The 19279-nt window shown below is 59.3% G+C and carries 16 protein-coding genes and 1 pseudogene; 12 read left to right on the forward strand and 5 right to left on the reverse strand.

Annotation, left to right across the window (positions count from 1 at the left end):
* From CKW17_RS30495 to CKW17_RS29015, 6 genes and pseudogenes are all read left to right on the forward strand, one after another.
* A pseudogene (locus tag CKW17_RS30495) lies at positions 1-221 on the forward strand (IS4 family transposase); the annotation flags it as partial.
* A 573-nt stretch (positions 222-794) separates the two neighbouring features.
* Positions 795-3494, forward strand: coding sequence for a magnesium-translocating P-type ATPase (mgtA, locus tag CKW17_RS28995; RefSeq protein WP_095123342.1), 2700 nt, complete (start codon positions 795-797; stop codon positions 3492-3494).
* A gap of 142 nt (positions 3495-3636) precedes the next feature.
* The gene (locus tag CKW17_RS29000) at positions 3637-4353 is read left to right on the forward strand and encodes an MgtC/SapB family protein (protein WP_007913384.1); all 717 of its coding nucleotides are present in this window, start codon (positions 3637-3639) and stop codon (positions 4351-4353) included.
* Between the two features lie 120 nt (positions 4354-4473).
* Positions 4474-4896, forward strand: a complete 423-nt coding sequence (locus CKW17_RS29005; RefSeq protein WP_095123344.1) for a chemotaxis protein CheY — start codon at positions 4474-4476, stop codon at positions 4894-4896.
* 134 nt (positions 4897-5030) lie between these two features.
* On the forward strand, positions 5031-5657 hold the full coding sequence (locus tag CKW17_RS29010; protein ID WP_095123346.1) for a response regulator transcription factor: 627 nt from the start codon (positions 5031-5033) through the stop codon (positions 5655-5657).
* 9 nt (positions 5658-5666) lie between these two features.
* A complete protein-coding gene (locus CKW17_RS29015; protein WP_095123348.1) occupies positions 5667-8885 on the forward strand; it encodes a transporter substrate-binding domain-containing protein in 3219 nt (1072 codons plus the stop codon).
* A 4-nt stretch (positions 8886-8889) separates the two neighbouring features.
* Here CKW17_RS29015 and dkgB read toward each other — a convergent pair whose 3' ends face one another.
* Together dkgB and CKW17_RS29025 are read right to left on the reverse strand one after the other, a co-directional pair.
* The gene (gene dkgB / locus CKW17_RS29020; protein ID WP_095123350.1) at positions 8890-9693 is read right to left on the reverse strand and encodes a 2,5-didehydrogluconate reductase DkgB; all 804 of its coding nucleotides are present in this window, start codon (positions 9691-9693) and stop codon (positions 8890-8892) included.
* 229 nt (positions 9694-9922) lie between these two features.
* On the reverse strand, positions 9923-10831 hold the full coding sequence (locus CKW17_RS29025; RefSeq protein ID WP_095123352.1) for a LysR substrate-binding domain-containing protein: 909 nt from the start codon (positions 10829-10831) through the stop codon (positions 9923-9925).
* A gap of 105 nt (positions 10832-10936) precedes the next feature.
* Between CKW17_RS29025 and CKW17_RS29030 the strand changes: the two genes are divergently transcribed.
* The 3 genes from CKW17_RS29030 (at position 10937) to CKW17_RS29040 (ending at position 14178) form a co-directional block, all read left to right on the forward strand.
* On the forward strand, positions 10937-11803 hold the full coding sequence (locus tag CKW17_RS29030) for a pirin family protein (protein ID WP_095123354.1): 867 nt from the start codon (positions 10937-10939) through the stop codon (positions 11801-11803).
* Between the two features lie 86 nt (positions 11804-11889).
* The gene (ycaC, locus tag CKW17_RS29035) at positions 11890-12516 is read left to right on the forward strand and encodes an isochorismate family cysteine hydrolase YcaC (protein ID WP_095123356.1); all 627 of its coding nucleotides are present in this window, start codon (positions 11890-11892) and stop codon (positions 12514-12516) included.
* Positions 12517-12735: 219 nt separating this feature from the next.
* Positions 12736-14178, forward strand: coding sequence for a mechanosensitive ion channel family protein (locus CKW17_RS29040; RefSeq protein ID WP_095123358.1), 1443 nt, complete (start codon positions 12736-12738; stop codon positions 14176-14178).
* A 3-nt stretch (positions 14179-14181) separates the two neighbouring features.
* Here the strand turns inward: CKW17_RS29040 and CKW17_RS29045 are convergent, their stop codons facing one another.
* Positions 14182-14763, reverse strand: a complete 582-nt coding sequence (locus CKW17_RS29045; RefSeq protein WP_095123359.1) for a GNAT family N-acetyltransferase — start codon at positions 14761-14763, stop codon at positions 14182-14184.
* A gap of 129 nt (positions 14764-14892) precedes the next feature.
* On the opposite strand from CKW17_RS29045, the gene xth reads away from it, so the two are divergent.
* Both xth and CKW17_RS29055 read left to right on the forward strand, forming a co-directional pair.
* Complete coding sequence (gene xth, locus CKW17_RS29050) at positions 14893-15687, forward strand: exodeoxyribonuclease III (RefSeq protein WP_095123361.1); 795 nt, start codon at positions 14893-14895, stop codon at positions 15685-15687.
* A gap of 101 nt (positions 15688-15788) precedes the next feature.
* On the forward strand, positions 15789-16622 hold the full coding sequence (locus CKW17_RS29055; RefSeq protein ID WP_095123363.1) for an arylamine N-acetyltransferase: 834 nt from the start codon (positions 15789-15791) through the stop codon (positions 16620-16622).
* Here the strand turns inward: CKW17_RS29055 and CKW17_RS29060 are convergent.
* A complete protein-coding gene (locus tag CKW17_RS29060) occupies positions 16619-16945 on the reverse strand; it encodes a BrnA antitoxin family protein (RefSeq protein ID WP_095123364.1) in 327 nt (108 codons plus the stop codon). The two genes, CKW17_RS29055 and CKW17_RS29060, sit on opposite strands and share 4 nt — an antisense overlap.
* A 3-nt stretch (positions 16946-16948) precedes the next feature.
* Entirely contained in the window at positions 16949-17233 is a 285-nt protein-coding gene (locus CKW17_RS29065; RefSeq protein ID WP_095123366.1) for a BrnT family toxin, read from the reverse strand.
* Between the two features lie 254 nt (positions 17234-17487).
* On the opposite strand from CKW17_RS29065, the gene CKW17_RS29070 reads away from it, so the two are divergent.
* The gene (locus CKW17_RS29070) at positions 17488-19011 is read left to right on the forward strand and encodes a nucleobase:cation symporter-2 family protein (protein ID WP_095123368.1); all 1524 of its coding nucleotides are present in this window, start codon (positions 17488-17490) and stop codon (positions 19009-19011) included.
* Positions 19012-19279: the final 268 nt, after the last annotated feature.

The raw sequence follows: 19279 nt of genomic DNA on the forward strand, positions 1-19279 counted from the left end.
TCTCAGAAAATGCCGTTCGTCTTCAGATCTACAGCGCCCTCATCACGTATCTCTTGCTGCACCTTTATCAGCGCCGGTCAGGTGGCTCCGGGTCTATTTCCAGCTTTGTTATTCGGCTAGCCCACACGTTGTTCGAACGTCCATCAAGCATCGAACATCTTGAGCACCGAAGGCAGAAGCGAACGGAGCAGAAGGCAGCTCAAGGCTGCCTTCTGCTATGACACAGGTTTTACCGGACACTAGTGACGCTCTGCGTGGGAATGCCTCAACGGACGCTCCGCGTTCGGCCTTCGATAGGGACGCGGAGCGTCCCGGGCTGCATTCCCACGCAGAGCGTGGGAACGATCATCCTGAACCCTTCCTGAACATCCCCCACATTCCCCGACATACCTCCTTTTGCGGGTTTACTCTCCAATCATCGGGGCGTAAGCTTCGCGCGTTTTCATCAATAGCGGAGACCCACAGTGGGTACTTGTTCGAGTGACAGTTGTCGGCCGGTCTCGGTAACCGGCAGATTCTCGGCAAGATAACGCGCAGACTTTCTCTGTCGTTGTCTCGCCGTAAAAGCGAGCAGCGGCATCCCGTGCATGACCCGTCCGTGGTCATGTCTAGACGTCCTTCTCATCGACGCTGAACAGAGCGTGGTTTCGACTTCACTGTCGTAATCGCAGCCCTATCGACACGCCTGTCTTTTCTGACCGGCGCGCCATGCCTTGCCGTGCCGGTTTTTCCGGCGGACGAGGCGCGGCCGTACCTGCTTGACGGTTTCCCGGCTGACCATAGGGGCAACAGCCATGAAACTTACGCTCAAGGAATTTTTCGCAGGCTTCCTGCGCACCCGCCACATCGCCCGGCACTTCCGTCGCCTGGCGCTACTGGAATCGATCAACGACACCACGGTCAGCCGTGAAGTCCCACCCACTCTGGCCAACACCCTGGTCGATGCCGCGCATTGCGACACCGCTGGTTTACTGTCGTCACTCGGCACGCACTCCGATGGCCTCACCGATTTCGAAGTCGATGCGCTGCGTGCGCAATACGGCCTCAACGAAGTCGAACACGAGCAGCCGCTGCCATGGTGGATTCACCTGTGGCACTGCTACAAAAACCCGTTCAACCTGCTGCTGACCCTGTTGGCGGTGATCTCGTGGCTGACCGAAGACCTCAAGGCCGCCGTGGTGATTTTCTCCATGGTGGTGCTGTCGACGCTGCTGCGCTTCTGGCAGGAAAGCAAATCCAACCAGGCCGCCGATGCGCTGAAAGCCATGGTCAGCAACACCGCCACGGTGATGCGCCGTGACGCGCCACGTAGCGAATTGCCGATCAAGCAACTGGTGCCGGGCGATCTGATCGTGCTCTCGGCCGGTGACATGATTCCTGCCGATTGCCGCGTGCTCAGCGCCAAGGACCTGTTCGTCAGCCAAGCGGCGATGACCGGCGAATCGATGCCGGTGGAGAAATTTCCGTATCAGGCTGATCGCGACACGCGCAATCCACTGGAGCTGGACAACATCCTGTTCATGGGCACCAACGTTGTGTCGGGAACTGCGGTGGCAGTGATCCTCACCACCGGCAACAGCACCTATTTCGGTGCGTTGGCCCAGCGTGTTGGCGCAACCGATCGCGCGGTGACTTCGTTCCAGCAGGGCGTCAACAAAGTCAGCTGGCTGTTGATCCGTTTCATGTTCGTCATGGCGCCGCTGGTGCTTTTCATCAACGGTTTCACCAAGGGCGACTGGACTGAAGCACTGCTGTTCGCGCTGTCGATTGCCGTCGGCCTGACCCCGGAAATGCTGCCGATGATCGTCACCTCGACGCTGGCCAAAGGCGCGGTGTTCCTGTCGCGCAAAAAGGTCATCGTCAAACGTCTTGATGCGATCCAGAACTTCGGCGCCATGGACGTACTGTGCACCGACAAGACCGGCACGCTGACCCAGGACAAGATCTTCCTGGCGCGCAATGTCGACGTCTGGGGTGAAGACTCCGACGATGTGCTGGAAATGGCTTACCTCAACAGCTACTACCAGACCGGTCTGAAAAACCTGCTGGATGTCGCGGTGCTGGAACACGTGGAAATCCACCGCGAACTGAAAGTCGGCACCGCGTTTCGCAAGGTCGATGAGATCCCTTTCGACTTCAATCGTCGGCGCATGTCGGTGGTGGTCGAAGGCCGTGGCCAGCCACATCAACTGATCTGCAAAGGTGCCGTGGAAGAAGTCCTGGCGGTGTGCAGCCGCGTGCGTCACGGCGACGTCGATGAAGCCTTGAGCGATGAATTGCTGACCCGGATTCGTCAGGTCACCGCAGCATTCAACGCTGAAGGCTTGCGCGTGGTGGCGGTGGCTGCCCGCTCGATGCCGGAAGGTAGTGAAATCTACAGCCTGGCGGATGAACAGGAACTGACGCTGATTGGTTATGTGGCGTTCCTCGATCCACCGAAGGAAAGCACCGCGCCAGCGCTCAAGGCCTTGGCCGAACATGGTGTGGCGGTGAAAGTGCTCACCGGCGATAACGAGCTGGTGACTGCGAAGATCTGCCGCGAAGTCGGTCTCGCGCAACAAGGCTTGCTGCTGGGCAATGACGTTGAGCGCATGAGCGATGCCGAACTGGCGGTGGCCGTTGAGAAGACCAATGTCTTTGCCAAACTGACGCCGTCGCACAAGGAGCGCATCGTGCGCATCCTCAAAGGCAACGGCCATGTGGTCGGCTTCATGGGCGACGGCATCAACGACGCGCCCGCGCTGCGCACTGCCGACATCGGCATTTCCGTGGACAGCGCGGTGGACATCGCCAAGGAAGCCGCCGACATCATCCTCCTCGAAAAGAGCCTGATGGTGCTGGAGGAGGGCGTGCTCGAAGGGCGGCGCACCTTCGCCAACATGCTCAAGTACATCAAGATGACCGCCAGCTCCAACTTCGGCAACGTGTTCTCGGTGCTGGTCGCCAGTGCGTTCATTCCGTTCCTGCCGATGCTGCCGATGCATCTGCTGGTGCAGAACCTGCTCTACGACATTTCGCAGATTGCCATTCCATTCGATAACGTCGATGAGGACATGCTGAAAAAACCGCAACGCTGGCAGCCGGGCGATGTCGGGCGCTTCATGCTGTTCTTCGGCCCGATCAGTTCGATCTTTGACATCACCACGTTCGCCTTGATGTGGTACGTATTCGATGCCAACACCCCGGATCACCAGACGCTGTTCCAGTCCGGCTGGTTCGTGGTCGGCTTGCTGACCCAGACGCTGATCGTGCACATGATCCGCACGCCGAAAATCCCGTTCCTGCAAAGCCGTGCAGCCATGCCGCTGCTGGTCATGACCGGAATCATCATGGCGGTCGGCATCTTCCTGCCGATGGGGCCGCTGGCACACTACTTCAAATTGCAGGCGCTGCCGTCGCTGTACTTCGTGTTTCTGCCGGTGATTCTGCTGGCGTACATGGCGCTGACCCAGGCAGTGAAAGGTTTCTACATCCGCCGGTTCGGCTGGCAATAACAGCACGGCCAACACCGTTCCCCTGTGGGAGCGAGCCTGCTCGCGATAGCAATCTGTCAGTCAAAATTTCAGCGACTGACACACCGCTATTGCGAGCAGGCTCACTCCTACAGGGGATTTGGGTGTTTTCAAGGACAACACTATGCAAGCCATCAACAACCTCAACCTCGATTCGCTGCTCGACACCCTGGTCAGCCTCAGCGCCGCGTTCATCCTCGGCGGTCTGATCGGTTTCGAGCGCCAGTACCGGCAACGCACTGCCGGCCTGCGCACCAACGTGCTGGTCGCCGTCGGCGCGGCGATTTTTGTCGACATGGCCAACCGTCTCGCCGGCGCTGAAGGCGCGGTGCGTGTGGTCGCCTACGTGGTGTCTGGCATCGGTTTTCTCGGCGCCGGGGTGATCATGCGCGAAGAGGGCAACGTGCGCGGCCTCAATACCGCCGCAACCCTGTGGACCTCCGCAGCGGTCGGCGCCTGTGCCGGCGCCGATCTGCTTGCCGAAGCGGTACTCGGCACGCTGTTCATTCTGGCCGCCAACACTTTGCTGCGGCCGATCGTCAACAACATCAACCGCCAGCCTTTGGACGTGGTCTCGGCGGAAGTCACCAACATCGTCTACGTCATCGCTCGACGCTCACAGCAAACCGCCGTGTTCGCCTTGCTCGAAGCCGAGCTTGAGCGCAGTAATTACCCGGCCAGTGATGTCGACGTCCATGCCTTCGGTGCCGATGAAATCGAGATCGAAGCCACCCTGGCGACCACTTCGGTGGATGGTGATGAACTGGATGCTCTGGTGGCACGGATCTCGACGTCGGCCTTGGTGGTGCAGGCGTTCTGGAGTCCGAGTACCACCGAGTGAGTGGCAACCGTGCTGGCTCTCAGGCGAACGGCCAATTTTTTCGGAAAAGTCCTACAGAAGCTGCCGATCAGGTTGCGTAGTCTTGCCGCACCCGAAAACCTGACTGCCAGGAGATTGAGCATGATCAATAAAGCCCTGCGTATCCTCATCGCCGACACGCAACATTTTTACCGGATGAAAATCGAGCGGTTGTTCAACGAGCTCGATTACTACCGTGTTGCACCGGTGCAGAGCCTCGCCGAGCTATTGACACTGGTGGACTACGGTTGCGAACCGTTCGATGTGGTAGTCATCAACGCCGAACTGGCGGGCGGTGCGCTGGATCTGCCGGGATTCTTGCTCGATAACCCGCAGGTGCGTCATGCGTTGGTCTACAAAGTGCCGTCGACAACGATGCAGATGGCCGAGGGCTTTGCCATGAGCAACCTGCAGATCAGTCATGCGGCATTGCCCAATGCACAGGCGATCACGCAGTTGATGACGTGGGTCGACAGACCTCGGTCGCAGCAGGATGAGGCGTTGCGGCGTTTGGCTTATGCATAGAAAGACACTGGGCGCAACTGTCAGGTCTGACAGGTGATTCACTTGCCGTTACGTGTAACAGTCCCAGCGCAGCCACTGAGTCCGCGTGAGCCTGTGCCAGCGGTCCGTCGTCAGATTTTGCACCGGGAGTGGACATGAGGTCAGCGCTGATCGTCGACGATCATCCGGTGGTGCGCGCCGCCGTTAAAATCGTATTGCAGTCCGAAAGCTTTAAACAGATTCATGAGGTCGCCAATGGCGAGCAAGTGATGGAAATGATTCGTGAGCATTCGCCACAGTTGGTGGTGCTGGATCTCAATTTACCGGGGCTCAGTGGCCTGGACGTGATCGTGCGCATCAAGGCCAACTACCCGGCCTGCCGAATATTGGTATTCTCCCTGCATGCGCCGGAGATCTATCAGGAACGCTGCCTGCGCGCCGGAGCCATGGCTTATGTGACCAAAAGCAATCAGTTGCAGCAGTTGCACAAGGCGATCCAGGCGCTGATGGCGGGCTACAGCTATTTCAGCGCGCTGACTGACAGCACCAGTACTTTGAACGCTATCCAGCTATCGGAAAAGCAGATGATCGATCAGCTTTCCGACCGTGAGCTGGCCATTTTGCTGCAACTGGCACAAGGCAAAGCCAACAAGACCATTGCCCAGGACATGCACCTGAGCCACAAAACCGTCAGCACCTACAAGACCCGCCTGATGATCAAGCTGGGAATATTGTCACTGGTGATGCTACGCGAATTTGCCCAACGTAACGGTTTGATTTGAGGATCGGCCATGGAGCTGCGTCGGGTCGTTTTCGCGCTGTTGATGACCCTCGGCGCATCGGCAGGAGCAAACGACGCGCCAGTGATGCTGGAAGTGCTGAGCCGGACCCGCCCGGAAAATATCCAGATACGACTGGATGGACAGGATCGTCAATGGCTGCAGGAGCACCCACTCTTGCGCGTCGGTATTTCAGGGCCCGACTATCCGCCGTTCGAGGTGACGCGCAATCGGCATGAGCTGGAAGGGCTGACGGCTGACTACGCGGATCTGATCGCGCAATTGCTCAACGTGCGGATACAGGTACAGCGCTACGCCAACCGGGATGCGGCCATGGCCGCGCTTAAACACGGTGAAGTGGAGCTGCTGGGCACTTCGAACAGTTTCGAGCTTGCTGATCCTGCGTTCATTTTGTCCCGGGCCTACGCCGAAGATCAGCCGATGCTGGTGACCCGGCTCGAAGAAACCTTGCCGGTGGATCTTGCGGGCAAGCGCGTGGCCATGGTCGAGGATTATCTGCCGTTGGCGAGTGTGCAGGCGTTCTATCCCGAAGCGAACGTGCAGCGCTACCCGTCGGCGATGGATGCACTCGGCGCCGTGGCGTTTGGCACCGATGACGTTTACCTGGGCGACTTCATCAGTGCCAACTACTTGATCAACACCAATTACCGTAACGATCTGCAGTTGACCGGGCCCGCCGGGCTCGACGCCAATCCGTTCGGCTTTGCGCTGCTGCGTAACCAGGTGCGCCTCAAGCGTATCGTCGACCAGGCGTTGGCAGCCATCCCCATGGAACATCGGCAGCGCATCGAGCAGCGCTGGAGTGCCGGCCTTGCTGAGATGGCGGAACAATCACAGGTGCAACTCAGTGCCGTCGAGCGGCAATGGCGAGATCTGCACCCAGTGGTACGGGTCGGCGGCATTGAAGACTTCGCTCCTCTGACGTTCTTTGACGCGGATGGCCGTTTCAGTGGGCTTTCAGCGCAATTGCTGGGCTTGATAAGCCAGCGCAGCGGGTTGAATTTCGAGATTGTCCGAGGGAACTCGCTGGATCGTCAGATCGAGCAATTGAAAACCGGGGAACTGGATCTGTTGCCCGTGGTAACGCCCAGCAGTGAGCGCGAAAACGAACTGCAATTTACCCGTGCCTATCTGAATAATCCGTTTGTGCTGGTCAGTGCGGCAACGACGCAGGGTGTGCGCAGTTTCGACGATCTGCAGGGCAAGCGCTTGGCGATTTATCGCGGCCATCCATTGCGTGGTTATCTGCAGGAGCGTGTCCCGCGCTTACGCATTGTCGACGTCAGGAGCCCCGCCGAGGGCATGGAAATGATTGCCAAGGGGCAGGTCGACGCCACGGTCAGCTCTTTGCTGGTCGCGCGCTTTCTGATCTCGCGTCATTACCGCGATCGTCTGCGCATCGCCAGTACCATCGGCGACCAACCGGCCCGGATCGCGCTGGCCACTGCGCCGCAAGCGTCGGCGTTGCATTCGATCCTGAACAAGGCGCTGCTGAGCATCGCCCCGCAACAGATGGACGAACTGGTTGAACGCTGGAGCCATGACGTGGTGGTGGATGACAGCTACTGGTTGCGGCATCGCCGTGAGATTGTCTTTGGTTTCGCCGGTGCGGCAGGCTTGCTGATACTGGCGCTGGCGTGGATCGGTTTTCAGCGCTGGCAAATCCGCCAGCGTCAGCAGTGGTTACGGCAATTGCAGCAAGCCAAGGACGCAGCGGACGATGCCAACCGGGCCAAGACCACGTTTCTGGCAACCATGAGCCATGAAATTCGTACACCGATGAACGCCCTGATCGGCATGCTCGAGCTGGCTTTGAAACGGGCAGAGGAAGGCGTGACCGATCGATTGGCGATTCAGGTGGCCTCCAACGCCGGTCAACAGTTGTTGGCACTGATCGGTGACATTCTCGACATCGCGCGTATCGAGACTGGCCATTTGTCCCTGGCTCCCGAACGGGCCAATCTGCGTGAACTGGTGGTGTCGGTGTGTCGGGTGTTCGAGGGGCTGGCACGGCAGAAACGCTTGCTGTGGCACATCGAACTGGATGCCCATAGCGACGTCGATGTATTGATTGATCCGACGCGCTTCAAGCAGGTGCTGTCAAACCTGCTGAGCAACGCGATCAAGTTCACCGAAGATGGCGAAGTGAGTCTGTGGCTGGTTGTGACGCCAACGTCAGCCGAGCGACTGGCAGTGAAAGTGCTCATCGAAGACAGCGGGATCGGGATCAGCAATGAGGACCGGCAACGGCTGTTCAGTCCGTTCGTGCAGGCGAGCAATAACGTTCAATCGGCGCGCAGCGGTTCCGGTCTGGGCCTGGTGATCAGTCGCAGCCTGTGCGAAATGATGGGCGGCGAATTGCGGCTCGACAGTGAACCGGGTCTCGGGACTCGGGTTGAAATCAGACTCCAGATGCCACTGCTGCAGGCGTTGTCACACGTTCCGGCCCACACGCAAGTATTGGAGGCGGTTGGGCATTCACTCAGCGTTCTGGTGGTGGACGATCATCCGGTCAATCGTTTGTTGTTGTGCTGGCAGTTGAGTGAACTGGGGCATCGCACGGTTGACACCGAGGACGGTCATGCCGGGCTGGAGCGTTGGCGGGCACAGGCGTTCGATGTGGTGATCACCGACTGCAACATGCCGCGGCGTAACGGCTACGCGCTCGCGCGGGCCATTCGTGATGAGGAAACGCAGAGCGCTCGGGCACCTTGCCTGATCCTCGGGTTTACCGCCAACGCGCAGGTGGAGGAGAAGCTTCGCTGCCTCGATGCCGGTATGGATGAGTGCCTGTTCAAACCGATTCGCTTGCACGATCTGCAGCAGGCCTTGAAGGGGGCCAGCCATTGTGAAAGTGAAGTTCAGTCGGTCGAGGAGGTCGCTCTGAAGGAACTCGATCTGAGTACGCTGGAGCAGATGGCCGGCAATGACCATTCGATGATCCGACGCCTGCGTGAAGAAGTATTGAGCAGCCTGCACAACGATCTGCAACAGCTCGACCAGATGAACCATGAACATGACCGCGGCGGACTGCGCGAGTTGGCCCATCACATCAAGGGGGGCGCGCAAATGGTCGGCGCGGCGCGGCTGGTGTCAGCGTGCACTGATCTGGAAGAGGCCTGCCGTGCGGCCGAAGCCGAGGCGGTCGTCATGGCGATCAAGACGCTGCGTGATGCCTTGCACGGCCTCGCGCAGCGTCTTGAGGCTTAATGGTTCAATCCCACTGTGGCGCAATGCCTGTTGGACTGGTCAGGCGATAACCACGATCGAGCGTGGCGATGTGCATCATGTCGGCATCGCTAAGCGTGAGTGTGGTGGCGCCGAGGTTGCTGAGCAGATTTGCGCGCTTGGTCGATGACGGAATCACCGCATAACCCGATTGCATCGCCCAGGCAAGAGTGACTTGCGCCGGGGTGGCCTGCAGGCGCTCGGCGATCTGCTGGATCAGCGGGTCTGTCAGTACTTCGCCGTAAGCGAGGGTCATGTACGAGGTGACGTGAATGCCCTGGCTGCGGGCGAACTCGACCACTTGGCGGTTTTGCAGATACGGATGCAACTCGATCTGGTGGGTCGCGATGTTTTCGGCACCGACGGCCGCAATGGCCTGTTTCATCAGGTCGATGGTGAAGTTCGAAATGCCGATCTGCCGGGTCAGGCCCAGACGCTTGGCTTCCAGCAATGCGCCCATGAATTCTTCGACCGGCACTTGGTTGTCCGGCGATGGCCAGTGGATGAGCGTCAGGTCGAGGTAGTCGGTCTGCAGCTTCTCCAGGCTCTCTTTGAGACTGGCAATCAGGCGCTCTCTGGCGAAGTTGGCAATCCAGATCTTGCTGGTGATGAACAGCTCTTCGCGGGGGATACCGCTGGCCGCGATGGCCACACCGACATCGGCTTCGTTTTGGTAGATCTGCGCAGTGTCGATGACCCGGTAGCCGAGTTCCAGGGCGGTACTGACCGAATCGATGACCACCTGGCCTTGCAGGCGAAATGTACCAAGGCCGAAAGCGGGAACAGACATGAAGGACTCCAGGGTTTGCAGTGGGAATGGCCTCGAGTATCCGCGTCTGCATCGTTGAGAAAAACCGCGGGTGGGGCAAAGCACAGTTGATCAGAAGTCATGAATCCAATATGGAATTTGTTTTGTCTGGTCTGGCCCCTTCGCGAGCAGGCTCGCTCCCACAGGAGATCTGCGGTGTTCACAAATCCCCTGTGGGAGCGAGCCTGCTCGCGAAGTGCGCACCACCGATTCAGGCAATGTCGCTACGGGCGAACTCCTCCCCGAGAAAATCAATCAATGTGCGTACCGACGGCAACAACCCGCGCCGCGATGGGAAAATCGCATGCACCACCCCGCACTTCGGTGCCCAACCGGGAATCAACTCGACCACGCGTCCGGCGGCAATATCCTCACGCACCACCACACTCGGCAAGTGCGCCACGCCAACGCCGGCAATCACCGCCTGACGCAAGGCAATCAAATCATCGGTAACCATTCGCGGCGTATGCCGAATCAGCGCCGTGTTGTCATTCGGCCCGAGCAGTTCCCACTGATACTCACGCTGCGCGGCGCCCCAATGCAGGCTCGGCAAACCATTGAGGTCGGCGGGCGAGGGCGGTGATGAAAGGTGTTCGACAAACTGCGGGCTGCCGACCACCGATTGGGTGCTGTTGCCCAGCACCTTCATGACCATGTCGGTGTTCTCCAGTGGTGGAAAACGCACCCGCAACGCAATGTCGAATCCTTCGTGAATCAAATCGACCCGGCGGTTGGTGCTCTCGATGAACAACTCCACCAGCGGGTACTTGAGCATGTAGCGCGTAAGCATCGGCCCGACCCACGAATTGAGCAGCGCCGTCGGGCAACTCAGACGCACCAGACCTTGCGGTTCGGAACGATTGCGTTCGATCAGCTCGGCGGCGCTCTCGGCTTCGATGCGCATGGCGAGGCAGCGCTGGTAATAGGCCTGGCCGATTTCGGTCAACGAACAATGGCGGCTGGTGCGATGCAGCAAGCGCACGCCGAGGCGTTCTTCCAGTTCGGAAATACGTCGGCTGAGCTTCGATTTCGGCATGTCCAGTGCGCGCCCGGCGGCAGCGAAACCATGATGTTCGACCACTTGGGTGAAGTAGTAGAGGGTGTTGAGGTCTTCCACCATCGTTCTCCAGATAGAACGCTAAGACTGATTTTTGCAGTCTAGTGCATTAATGCTCATGGATTTAAGCTTGATCCATCGCGTCACTCACCCAAATTGGAGACAACCATGAAAAACATCATCGGTATCTACACCAGCCCGCGCGGCCATTGGGTCGGCGATGGATTCCCGGTTCGCACGCTGTTTTCCTACGACAACCTGGGCAAACACATCAGCCCGTTCCTGCTGCTCGATCACGCTGGTCCCGCCGATTTCACCCCGACCACCGAACGGCGTGGCGTTGGTCAGCATCCGCACCGTGGGTTCGAAACCGTGACTATCGTTTATGAAGGCGAGGTTCAGCACCGCGATTCGACCGGCAGTGGCGGCGTCATCGGTCCGGGCGATGTGCAATGGATGACCGCCGCTTCCGGAATCCTCCACGAGGAGTTCCATTCGGAAAACTTCGCCAAAACCGGCGGCAAACTGGAAATGGTCCAGCTGTGGGTCAACCTGCCGGCCAAGGACAAAATGGCCGCGCCGGGTTACCAGACGATTCTCGACAGCGACATCCCGAGCATCGCGCTCAAGGACAACGCGGGCAGCCTTCGGCTGATCGCCGGTGAGTTCGATGGCCACACCGGTCCGTCGCGTACCTTCACACCGATCGACGTGTGGGATCTGCGCCTCAACGCCGGCAAGTTGCTGACGCTGGATCTGCATGAAGGCCGCAACACCGCGCTGGTGGTGTTGAAAGGCTCGGTGCAGGTCAACGGTGTGGAAGCGGTGCGCGAAGGGCAGTTGGCGCTGTTCGAGCGTGACGGCCATCAGATGACGCTCGAAGCCAGCCAGGATGCCGTGGTGTTGCTGCTCAGCGGCGAGCCGATCGACGAACCGATCGTCGGCCATGGCCCGTTCGTGATGAACACCGAGCAGGAAATCCACCAGGCCTTCGCCGACTTCCAGTCCGGCCGCTTCGGCCAGATGCACGCTTAACGCACCACCACTCCGCTCTACACAGGACGCGTAGGCCGGTTCGCAGGCCAGGGATGGCTGTTGCCTATAGAAAAGAGGAAACGCCCATGAACACTCAATACAAACGTCTGGACAAGAACAACGCAGCGGTGCTGCTGGTCGACCATCAGGCCGGGCTGCTGTCGCTGGTGCGTGACATTGAGCCGGACAAATTCAAGAACAACGTGCTGGCGCTGGCCGATCTGGCCAAGTACTTCAAACTGCCGACGATCCTCACCACCAGTTTTGAAACCGGCCCCAATGGTCCGCTGGTGCCGGAACTGAAAGCGCTGTTTCCGGATGCGCCGTACATCGCCCGTCCTGGGCAGATCAACGCTTGGGACAACGAAGATTTCGTCAAGGCGATCAAGGCGACGGGCAAGAAGCAGTTGATCATTGCTGGCGTGGTGACCGAGGTCTGCGTGGCGTTCCCGGCACTGTCGGCGATAGAGGAAGGTTTTGATGTGTTCGTGGTGACCGATGCCTCGGGCACGTTCAACGAACTGACCCGCGAATCGGCGTGGAATCGCATGTCCAGCGCCGGTGCGCAATTGATGACCTGGTTCGGTCTGGCCTGCGAGCTGCACCGCGACTGGCGCAACGACATTGAAGGGTTGGGCACGCTGTTCTCCAACCACATTCCGGACTACCGCAACCTGATGACCAGCTACAGCACCCTGACTAACGGTAAATAACCCTCGGATACCACGAACCCCCTGTGGGAGCGAGCCTGCTCGCGAAGGCGTCATGTCAGTCGATGCAAGTTTGACTGGTTGACCGCATTCGCGAGCAGGCTCACTCCTACAAGGGTTTTGTGGTGTTTTTGCGCGGGCGTTCATGCTCTGAAATCAATTGCTCCTACACTTGCTCAATCTGTGCGATCTTCTCGCGATTGGCCCCGTCGGAGTTGTTTGATGCTGTCTCTGCTCACCGAACACCCGTTGTTCTGCGCGTTGATCCTGATCCTCCTCGATCTGGGCCTGTGGCGTCTGATCAGTTCCCATGGCAGTGAGTGGAAACTGCTGGTGCGGGTGCTGATTTTCTCTTTGTTCAGCGTGCTGCTGTTCAACGAAGGTCTCAACCCGATGGAGCCGGCGCCGTGGGCCGACAACGTGCCGCTGCACCTGGCAGCGACCGGGTTGCAGATTGGCTGGTGGCTGTTCGGTGCGCGCACCCTAACGGTGTTGATCGGTGCGGTGATGATGCAGCGGGTCGGCCACACCGGGCGGCTGTTGCAGGATCTGCTCGGCGCGGTGATTTTCCTCATCGCGATCATTGCCGCGCTGGCCTATGTGCTGGATCTGCCGGTCAAAGGCGTGCTGGCGACGTCTGGCGCGTTGGCGATCATCGTCGGTCTGGCTTTGCAGAGTACGTTGAGCGATGTGTTCTCCGGAATCGTCCTCAACACCACCAAGCCTTATCAACTGGATGACTGGATTTCCATCGACGGCACCGAAGGCCGGGTCACCGATATCGACTGGCGTGCCACGCGCCTGCAGACCAGTCAGGGCAGCATGGCGGTGATTCCCAACTCGCTGGCGGCCAAGGCGAAGATCATCAACTTCAGTCGGCCGAGCAATATGTTCGGCGTCGCAGTCAGCGTGCAGGTCAGTCCGCATGCCCGGCCCAGTTCAGTGATCGATGCACTGGAGCGGGCGATGCAGGGCTGTCGCCAGTTGCTCGATACACCTGCACCGAGCGTCGCACTGAAAAGCTCAGGCAGCAGTGGTGCGGAATACGAGATCAGTGGCTTCGTTGCATCGATGGGCGAGAAGCGCGTGGTGCGCAATCAGCTGTTCGATCTGGCCTATCGGCACTTGCAGGCGTCTGGGGTCAATCTGCTGTCGAGCGATGAAAGCACTGCTCCGACCAATTTGTCGCGACCACGGGCGCTGCTCGACAGTTCGCCGATTTTCTCGACCCTGCGCCAGGAGGAGAAAGACACCTTCAGCCAGAACATGAGCCAGCAAACCTTCCGTGCCGGCGAAGTCATTCTCGCGGGCGGCGAGGTCAGCGATCATCTGTTCATTATTGAGTCCGGTGTGGTGTCGGTGACGTTGAAGCGCCACGGCACGCCGTTCGAGTCCGGGCGCATGGGGCCGGGGGAGGTGATTGGCGAGGCGGGGATTCTGTCCGATACCTCGCTGCCTGCGGACTTTTCGGCGAAAACCTTTTGCGTGCTGTACCGCATCGAAAAGTCCTACCTCAAGCCGTGCCTCGATGCGCGCCACGACATCAACGATGCGATGCAAGCCTTGCTCGATTATCGCCTGCACAAGGCGCAATCGCTGACCGAGGAAACGGCGGTGGTCGCACCGAAAAAAGGCTTCCTGCAATGGCTGCGCAATCGCGCCTGAGCATTACCGGTCGCCGGCGAGTTTCTGTTCCAGTTGTTGGCGTACCTGCGGCCACTCGTCGTCGATGATGCTGAAGCGCACCGAGTTGCGCTTGCGTCCGTCCGGCATGATCCGTTCGTGGCGGACGATGCCTTCCTGCTGCGCGCCAAGGCGCAGAATCGCATTGCGCGACTTCTGGTTGGTCTCGTCGGTGGTGAACTGCACGCGCACGCAATCGAGGACTTCGAAGGCGTGACGCAGCATCAGGTACTTGGCTTCGGTGTTGACGAAGGATTTCTGCCAGCTCGCCGCGATCCAGCTGCTGCCGATTTCCAGCTTGCGATTGAGCGGGTCGATTTTCCAGAAACGCGTGGAGCCGATGACTTCGCCGGTATCTTTGAGAACGATGACGAACGGCATCACGGTGCCAGCGTCACGCCCATCGAGTGCCTTTTTCAGATAACTGTCGACAGTGTCGGGCGAAGGCACCACCGTGACGGTAAGGTTCCACAATTCGCCGTCAGCGGCAGCGTGGAGCAGGGCAGCGGCATCTGAATACTGGAGCGGGCGCAAGAGAATGCGCGGACCTTGCAGCGTGGTTTGCATGGGATTGCGGTCTCGGCAGTGCGGGGGAAAGGCGAGCGCCTATTACGCCGTACCGAGAGGATCCGATGCAACCGCCGCGATGATCGCAGGGTCAGATTTCTTACAGCCCACGGGCAGGAGCCTCAGCCGATGAAAAACCTGCGAATCGCCACCTATAACGTCAACGGCTTGCGCGCACGCTTGCCCAACCTGCTGGACTGGCTCAAGCGCGAGCAACCGGACATCGCCTGCCTGCAAGAACTCAAATCTGTCGACACGGCGTTCCCCGCCGCCGAACTGGAAGCCGCCGGTTACGGCGCGATCTGGCAGGGACAAGCCGCGTGGAACGGCGTGGCGATTCTCGCCCGTGACGCGCAACCGCTGGAGAGTCGGCGCGGTTTGCCCGGCGATCCCGACGACAAGCACAGTCGTTATCTGGAAGCGGCGGTGCATGGGGTGCTGGTCGGCTGCCTGTACCTGCCCAACGGCAATCCGCAGCCGGGGCCGAAATTCGATTACAAACTGGCCTGGTTCGAGCGACTGATCAACTATGCGAAAGACCTGCAAAGCAGCGATCACCCGGTGGTGCTGGCGGGTGACTACAACGTCGTGCCCACCGACATGGACATCTACAACACCCGCTCGTGGCTCAAGGATGCGTTGCTGCAACCCGAAAGCCGCGAGTGTTATCAGCGCCTGCTCGATCAAGGCTGGACCGATTCGCTGCGGCATCTCTATCCCGAGGATCGTCTCTACACGTTTTGGGATTACTTCCGCCAACACTGGCAAACCAACTCCGGTTTGCGCATCGATCATCTACTGCTCAATCCGGCGCTGAGCCCGTATTTGCACGAGGCCGGCGTAGACGCCTGGGTGCGCAACGAACCGCACGCCAGTGACCATGCGCCGACGTGGATTCGTATCGGTTCACGCAAGAAACGCTAGCGGGCGATTGGCGAAATCAATTGTCGAAAACAGTGCCCGATCCCGTATACATGGCGACCATCAACGCAGTGACCTGCGGCCCCATGCATAAGGATCGAGCAATGAGTGAGCCACGCCTGACGAATCTGACGCTGTACCTGCAGCGTCTGGGGTTTGATGCGCCGCCGGCACCGACGCTGGCAACGCTGCGCCTGTTGCAATTGCGTCACACCGGCGTGTTCCCCTTCGAGAACCTGGCGACAATCACCGGGGCGCCGGTGTTGATCGATCTGCCGTCCATCGAAGCAAAAATCCTCGTCGGTGGCCGTGGTGGTTACTGCTACGAACTCAACAACCTGTTCTTCGCCCTGTTGCTTGAATTGGGCTTCGATGCCCGGGCCATCAGCGGGCGCGTGGTGATGAATCAGCCGGAAGGCAGTTGGACGGCGCGCACGCACCGCTTGAGCCTGGTGACCATCGACGATGTGCGCTACATCACAGATGTCGGCTTCGGTGGCATGGTGCCGACTGCACCGCTGCTCCTCGACACCGAAGCGGAGCAACCAACGCCACACGAACCTTATCGCATTGAAAAACAGCCCGACGGCTACATGCTGCGTGCCAACGTGGCGGGGGAATGGCGGCCGATGTACCTGTTCGACCTGCAACGCCAGGAAGACATCGATTACACCGTCGGCAATTGGTATGTCTCGACTCACCCTGAGTCACCGTTCAGTCAGCGCCTGATGGTGGCGCGCACCGGGGAGGGCTGGCGCAAGACGCTGAACAACGGCAGTTTCGCCATTCATCGTATGGGCGCCAGCAGTGAGCGGCACGAGGTGGCGCAGGTCGGTGAGTTGATTGAATTGCTGGCGCGCGAGTTTGATCTGCACCTGGCTGATGTACCTCACGTGCGGCAGTCTTTGGCGCGGATAATCGCGCCGGTCTGCGCCTAGGGTTTGGCGTCGGGCTCCAGCACTCGACGGATTTCCCCAACCGCTGCCGACAGCTTTTTCTCGAGGCTCTTGAGGTCGGCGGCGGTGATGCCTTTCTTGAATTGTCCGCTCGATTCGACTTGTTCCGGTTTTGCAGCGGCATCCAGCAACGCATGACGCAGGGTGTTGTTGATCACCGTCTGATAACCGAACCCTTCGTTCTCCGCGACCGAACGCGCCGCTTCGATGACGGCGTCGTCGAGCATGATGGTGATGCGGGTTTTGCCTTTGTTTGACGCCACTGCGCCGCGTTTGCCCTGAGAAAAGTCATATTCGTCTTTCATCGGTCAAGCCTCCAGAAAATAAGCGCAACGTTCGCTCGGTGTGGCGACACGTGCAGAAATGATTCGAACGACATTCGCGTCCCGGTAACTGTATGCAACGACCAGCAGTCGCCCTTTGCCGTCGAGGCCAATAGTGATCCAGCGTTGTTCGTCATGATCGTGGTCCTCGACCGTCAGTGCTCGTTCGTCGTCAAAGACCGGCCCGGTCTCGGCGAGGCTGACGCCTTTGTGCTTAAGTTTGTTGGCTGCGTTCTTGCTTTTGTCGTACTGAATTTCGAATGACTTCATTATGCATACTTTATATGTATAAAAAAGAGCGCGACGGTGCCGTCGGTCGCCATGAACAATTCAGCCTAGTGCGCACGCGGGCAGGTGCAGGAAGGGATGTGTTGCCGGATTTGTGGGGGATGGGACCGGCGGGATAGAAGGTTGGGTGGCTACCTATCCATTATGTGACTGACAAGTTGTATACAACTCTATGGACATTTGTCACGAGTATTGAATACAGTGTGCGCATAACAAAAACCAGGGAACCCCCCACCATGAAAACGCCCCATGTTTCACACCAACGGCCCGAGGACGAAAATCTCGGGGTCGGCGCGAATATGGCTTACGGCCTGCAACATGTTCTGACGATGTACGGCGGTATCGTTGCGGTGCCACTGATCATCGGCCAGGCGGCCGGCCTGTCGCCGGCAGACATAGGTTTGTTGATTGCTGCTTCATTGTTTGCGGGGGGGCTGGCGACACTGCTGCAAACCCTGGGTCTACCGTTTTTTGGCTGTCAGTTGCCGCTGGTACAGGGCGTGTCGTTCTCCGGCGTAGCGACCATGGTCGCGATCGTCAGCAGTGGCGGGGAGGGCGGCTTCCAGTCGGTGCTCGGCGCGGTAATTGCGGCGTCGTTGATTGGCTTACTGATCACGCCGGTGTTCTCGCGCATCACCAAATTCTTCCCGCCCTTGGTCACCGGTATCGTGATCACCACCATCGGCCTGACGCTGATGCCGGTGGCCGCACGCTGGGCGATGGGCGGTAACAGCCACGCGCCGGACTTCGGCAGCATGCAGAACATCGGTCTGGCGGCAGTCACGCTGGTGCTGGTGTTGCTGCTGAGCAAGGTCGGCAGCTCGACCATCTCGCGTCTGTCGATCCTGTTGGCCATGGTGATCGGCACGATACTGGCGGTATTCCTCGGTATGGCGGACTTCTCCAACGTCACCACCGGGCCGATGTTCGGCTTCCCGACGCCGTTCCATTTCGGTATGCCGACCTTCCACTTCGCCGCGATTCTGTCGATGTGCATCGTGGTCATGGTGACACTGGTGGAAACTTCGGCGGACATTCTCGCGGTCGGTGAAATCATCGGCACCAAGGTCGATTCCAAGCGCCTGGGCAATGGTCTGCGCGCGGACATGCTGTCGAGCATGTTTGCGCCGATCTTCGGTTCGTTCACCCAGAGCGCTTTCGCCCAGAACGTCGGGCTGGTGGCGGTCACCGGGATCAAGAGCCGTTACGTGGTGGCTACTGGCGGTATCTTCCTGGTGATCCTTGGCCTGCTGCCGTTCATGGGGCGGGTCATCGCAGCGGTACCGACCTCGGTACTTGGCGGCGCCGGTATCGTGCTGTTCGGCACCGTTGCGGCGAGCGGCATCCGTACGCTGTCCAAGGTTGATTACCGCAATAACGTCAACCTGATCATCGTCGCCACCTCGATCGGTTTCGGCATGATCCCGATTGCCGCGCCGAACTTCTACGATCACTTCCCGAGCTGGTTTGCGACCATTTTCCACTCGGGCATCAGCTCGTCGGCGATCATGGCGATCCTGCTAAATCTGGCGTTCAACCACTTCACCGCCGGTAACTCGGATCAGCAGTCGGTGTTTGCGGCGGCGGAGGAGCGGACTTTGCGTTACCGCGACCTGGCGGCGCTGCGTGAAGGCGACTACTTCAGCGATGGCAAGCTGCATGACTGCGATGGCAAGGAAGTGCCGGTGATCGAGCCTGATGATCACGACCATGGGCAGGGTGCGCCGAAGGTGCAGGTGAAGAGTAGCGAGCACGTCTGACGGCTGTCTCTAAACAAAAAGGGCCGATCTGTTACACACAGATCGGCCCTTTTTGTTTGAGCTTTTCGAGCGTGTCTAGTCCTGAAATAGGTTTACACCTATTCACCCTAACGCCCGATGCACCGCATCGGGCGTTTTGTATTGTGCGCCAGGCATGGCGCGTTGCGCGTAAGCGCAACCAGTTTGGCTGTGGTGGCCATGCTGGTGACTTGGAGGTGAAAGTCCTCTACACACCCGGCAAGGGGAAGTGTTAGCCAGAGGCAAGGGT

This window comes from Pseudomonas sp. Irchel s3f10, assembly GCF_900187515.1.
GTDB lineage: Bacteria > Pseudomonadota > Gammaproteobacteria > Pseudomonadales > Pseudomonadaceae > Aquipseudomonas > Aquipseudomonas tensinigenes.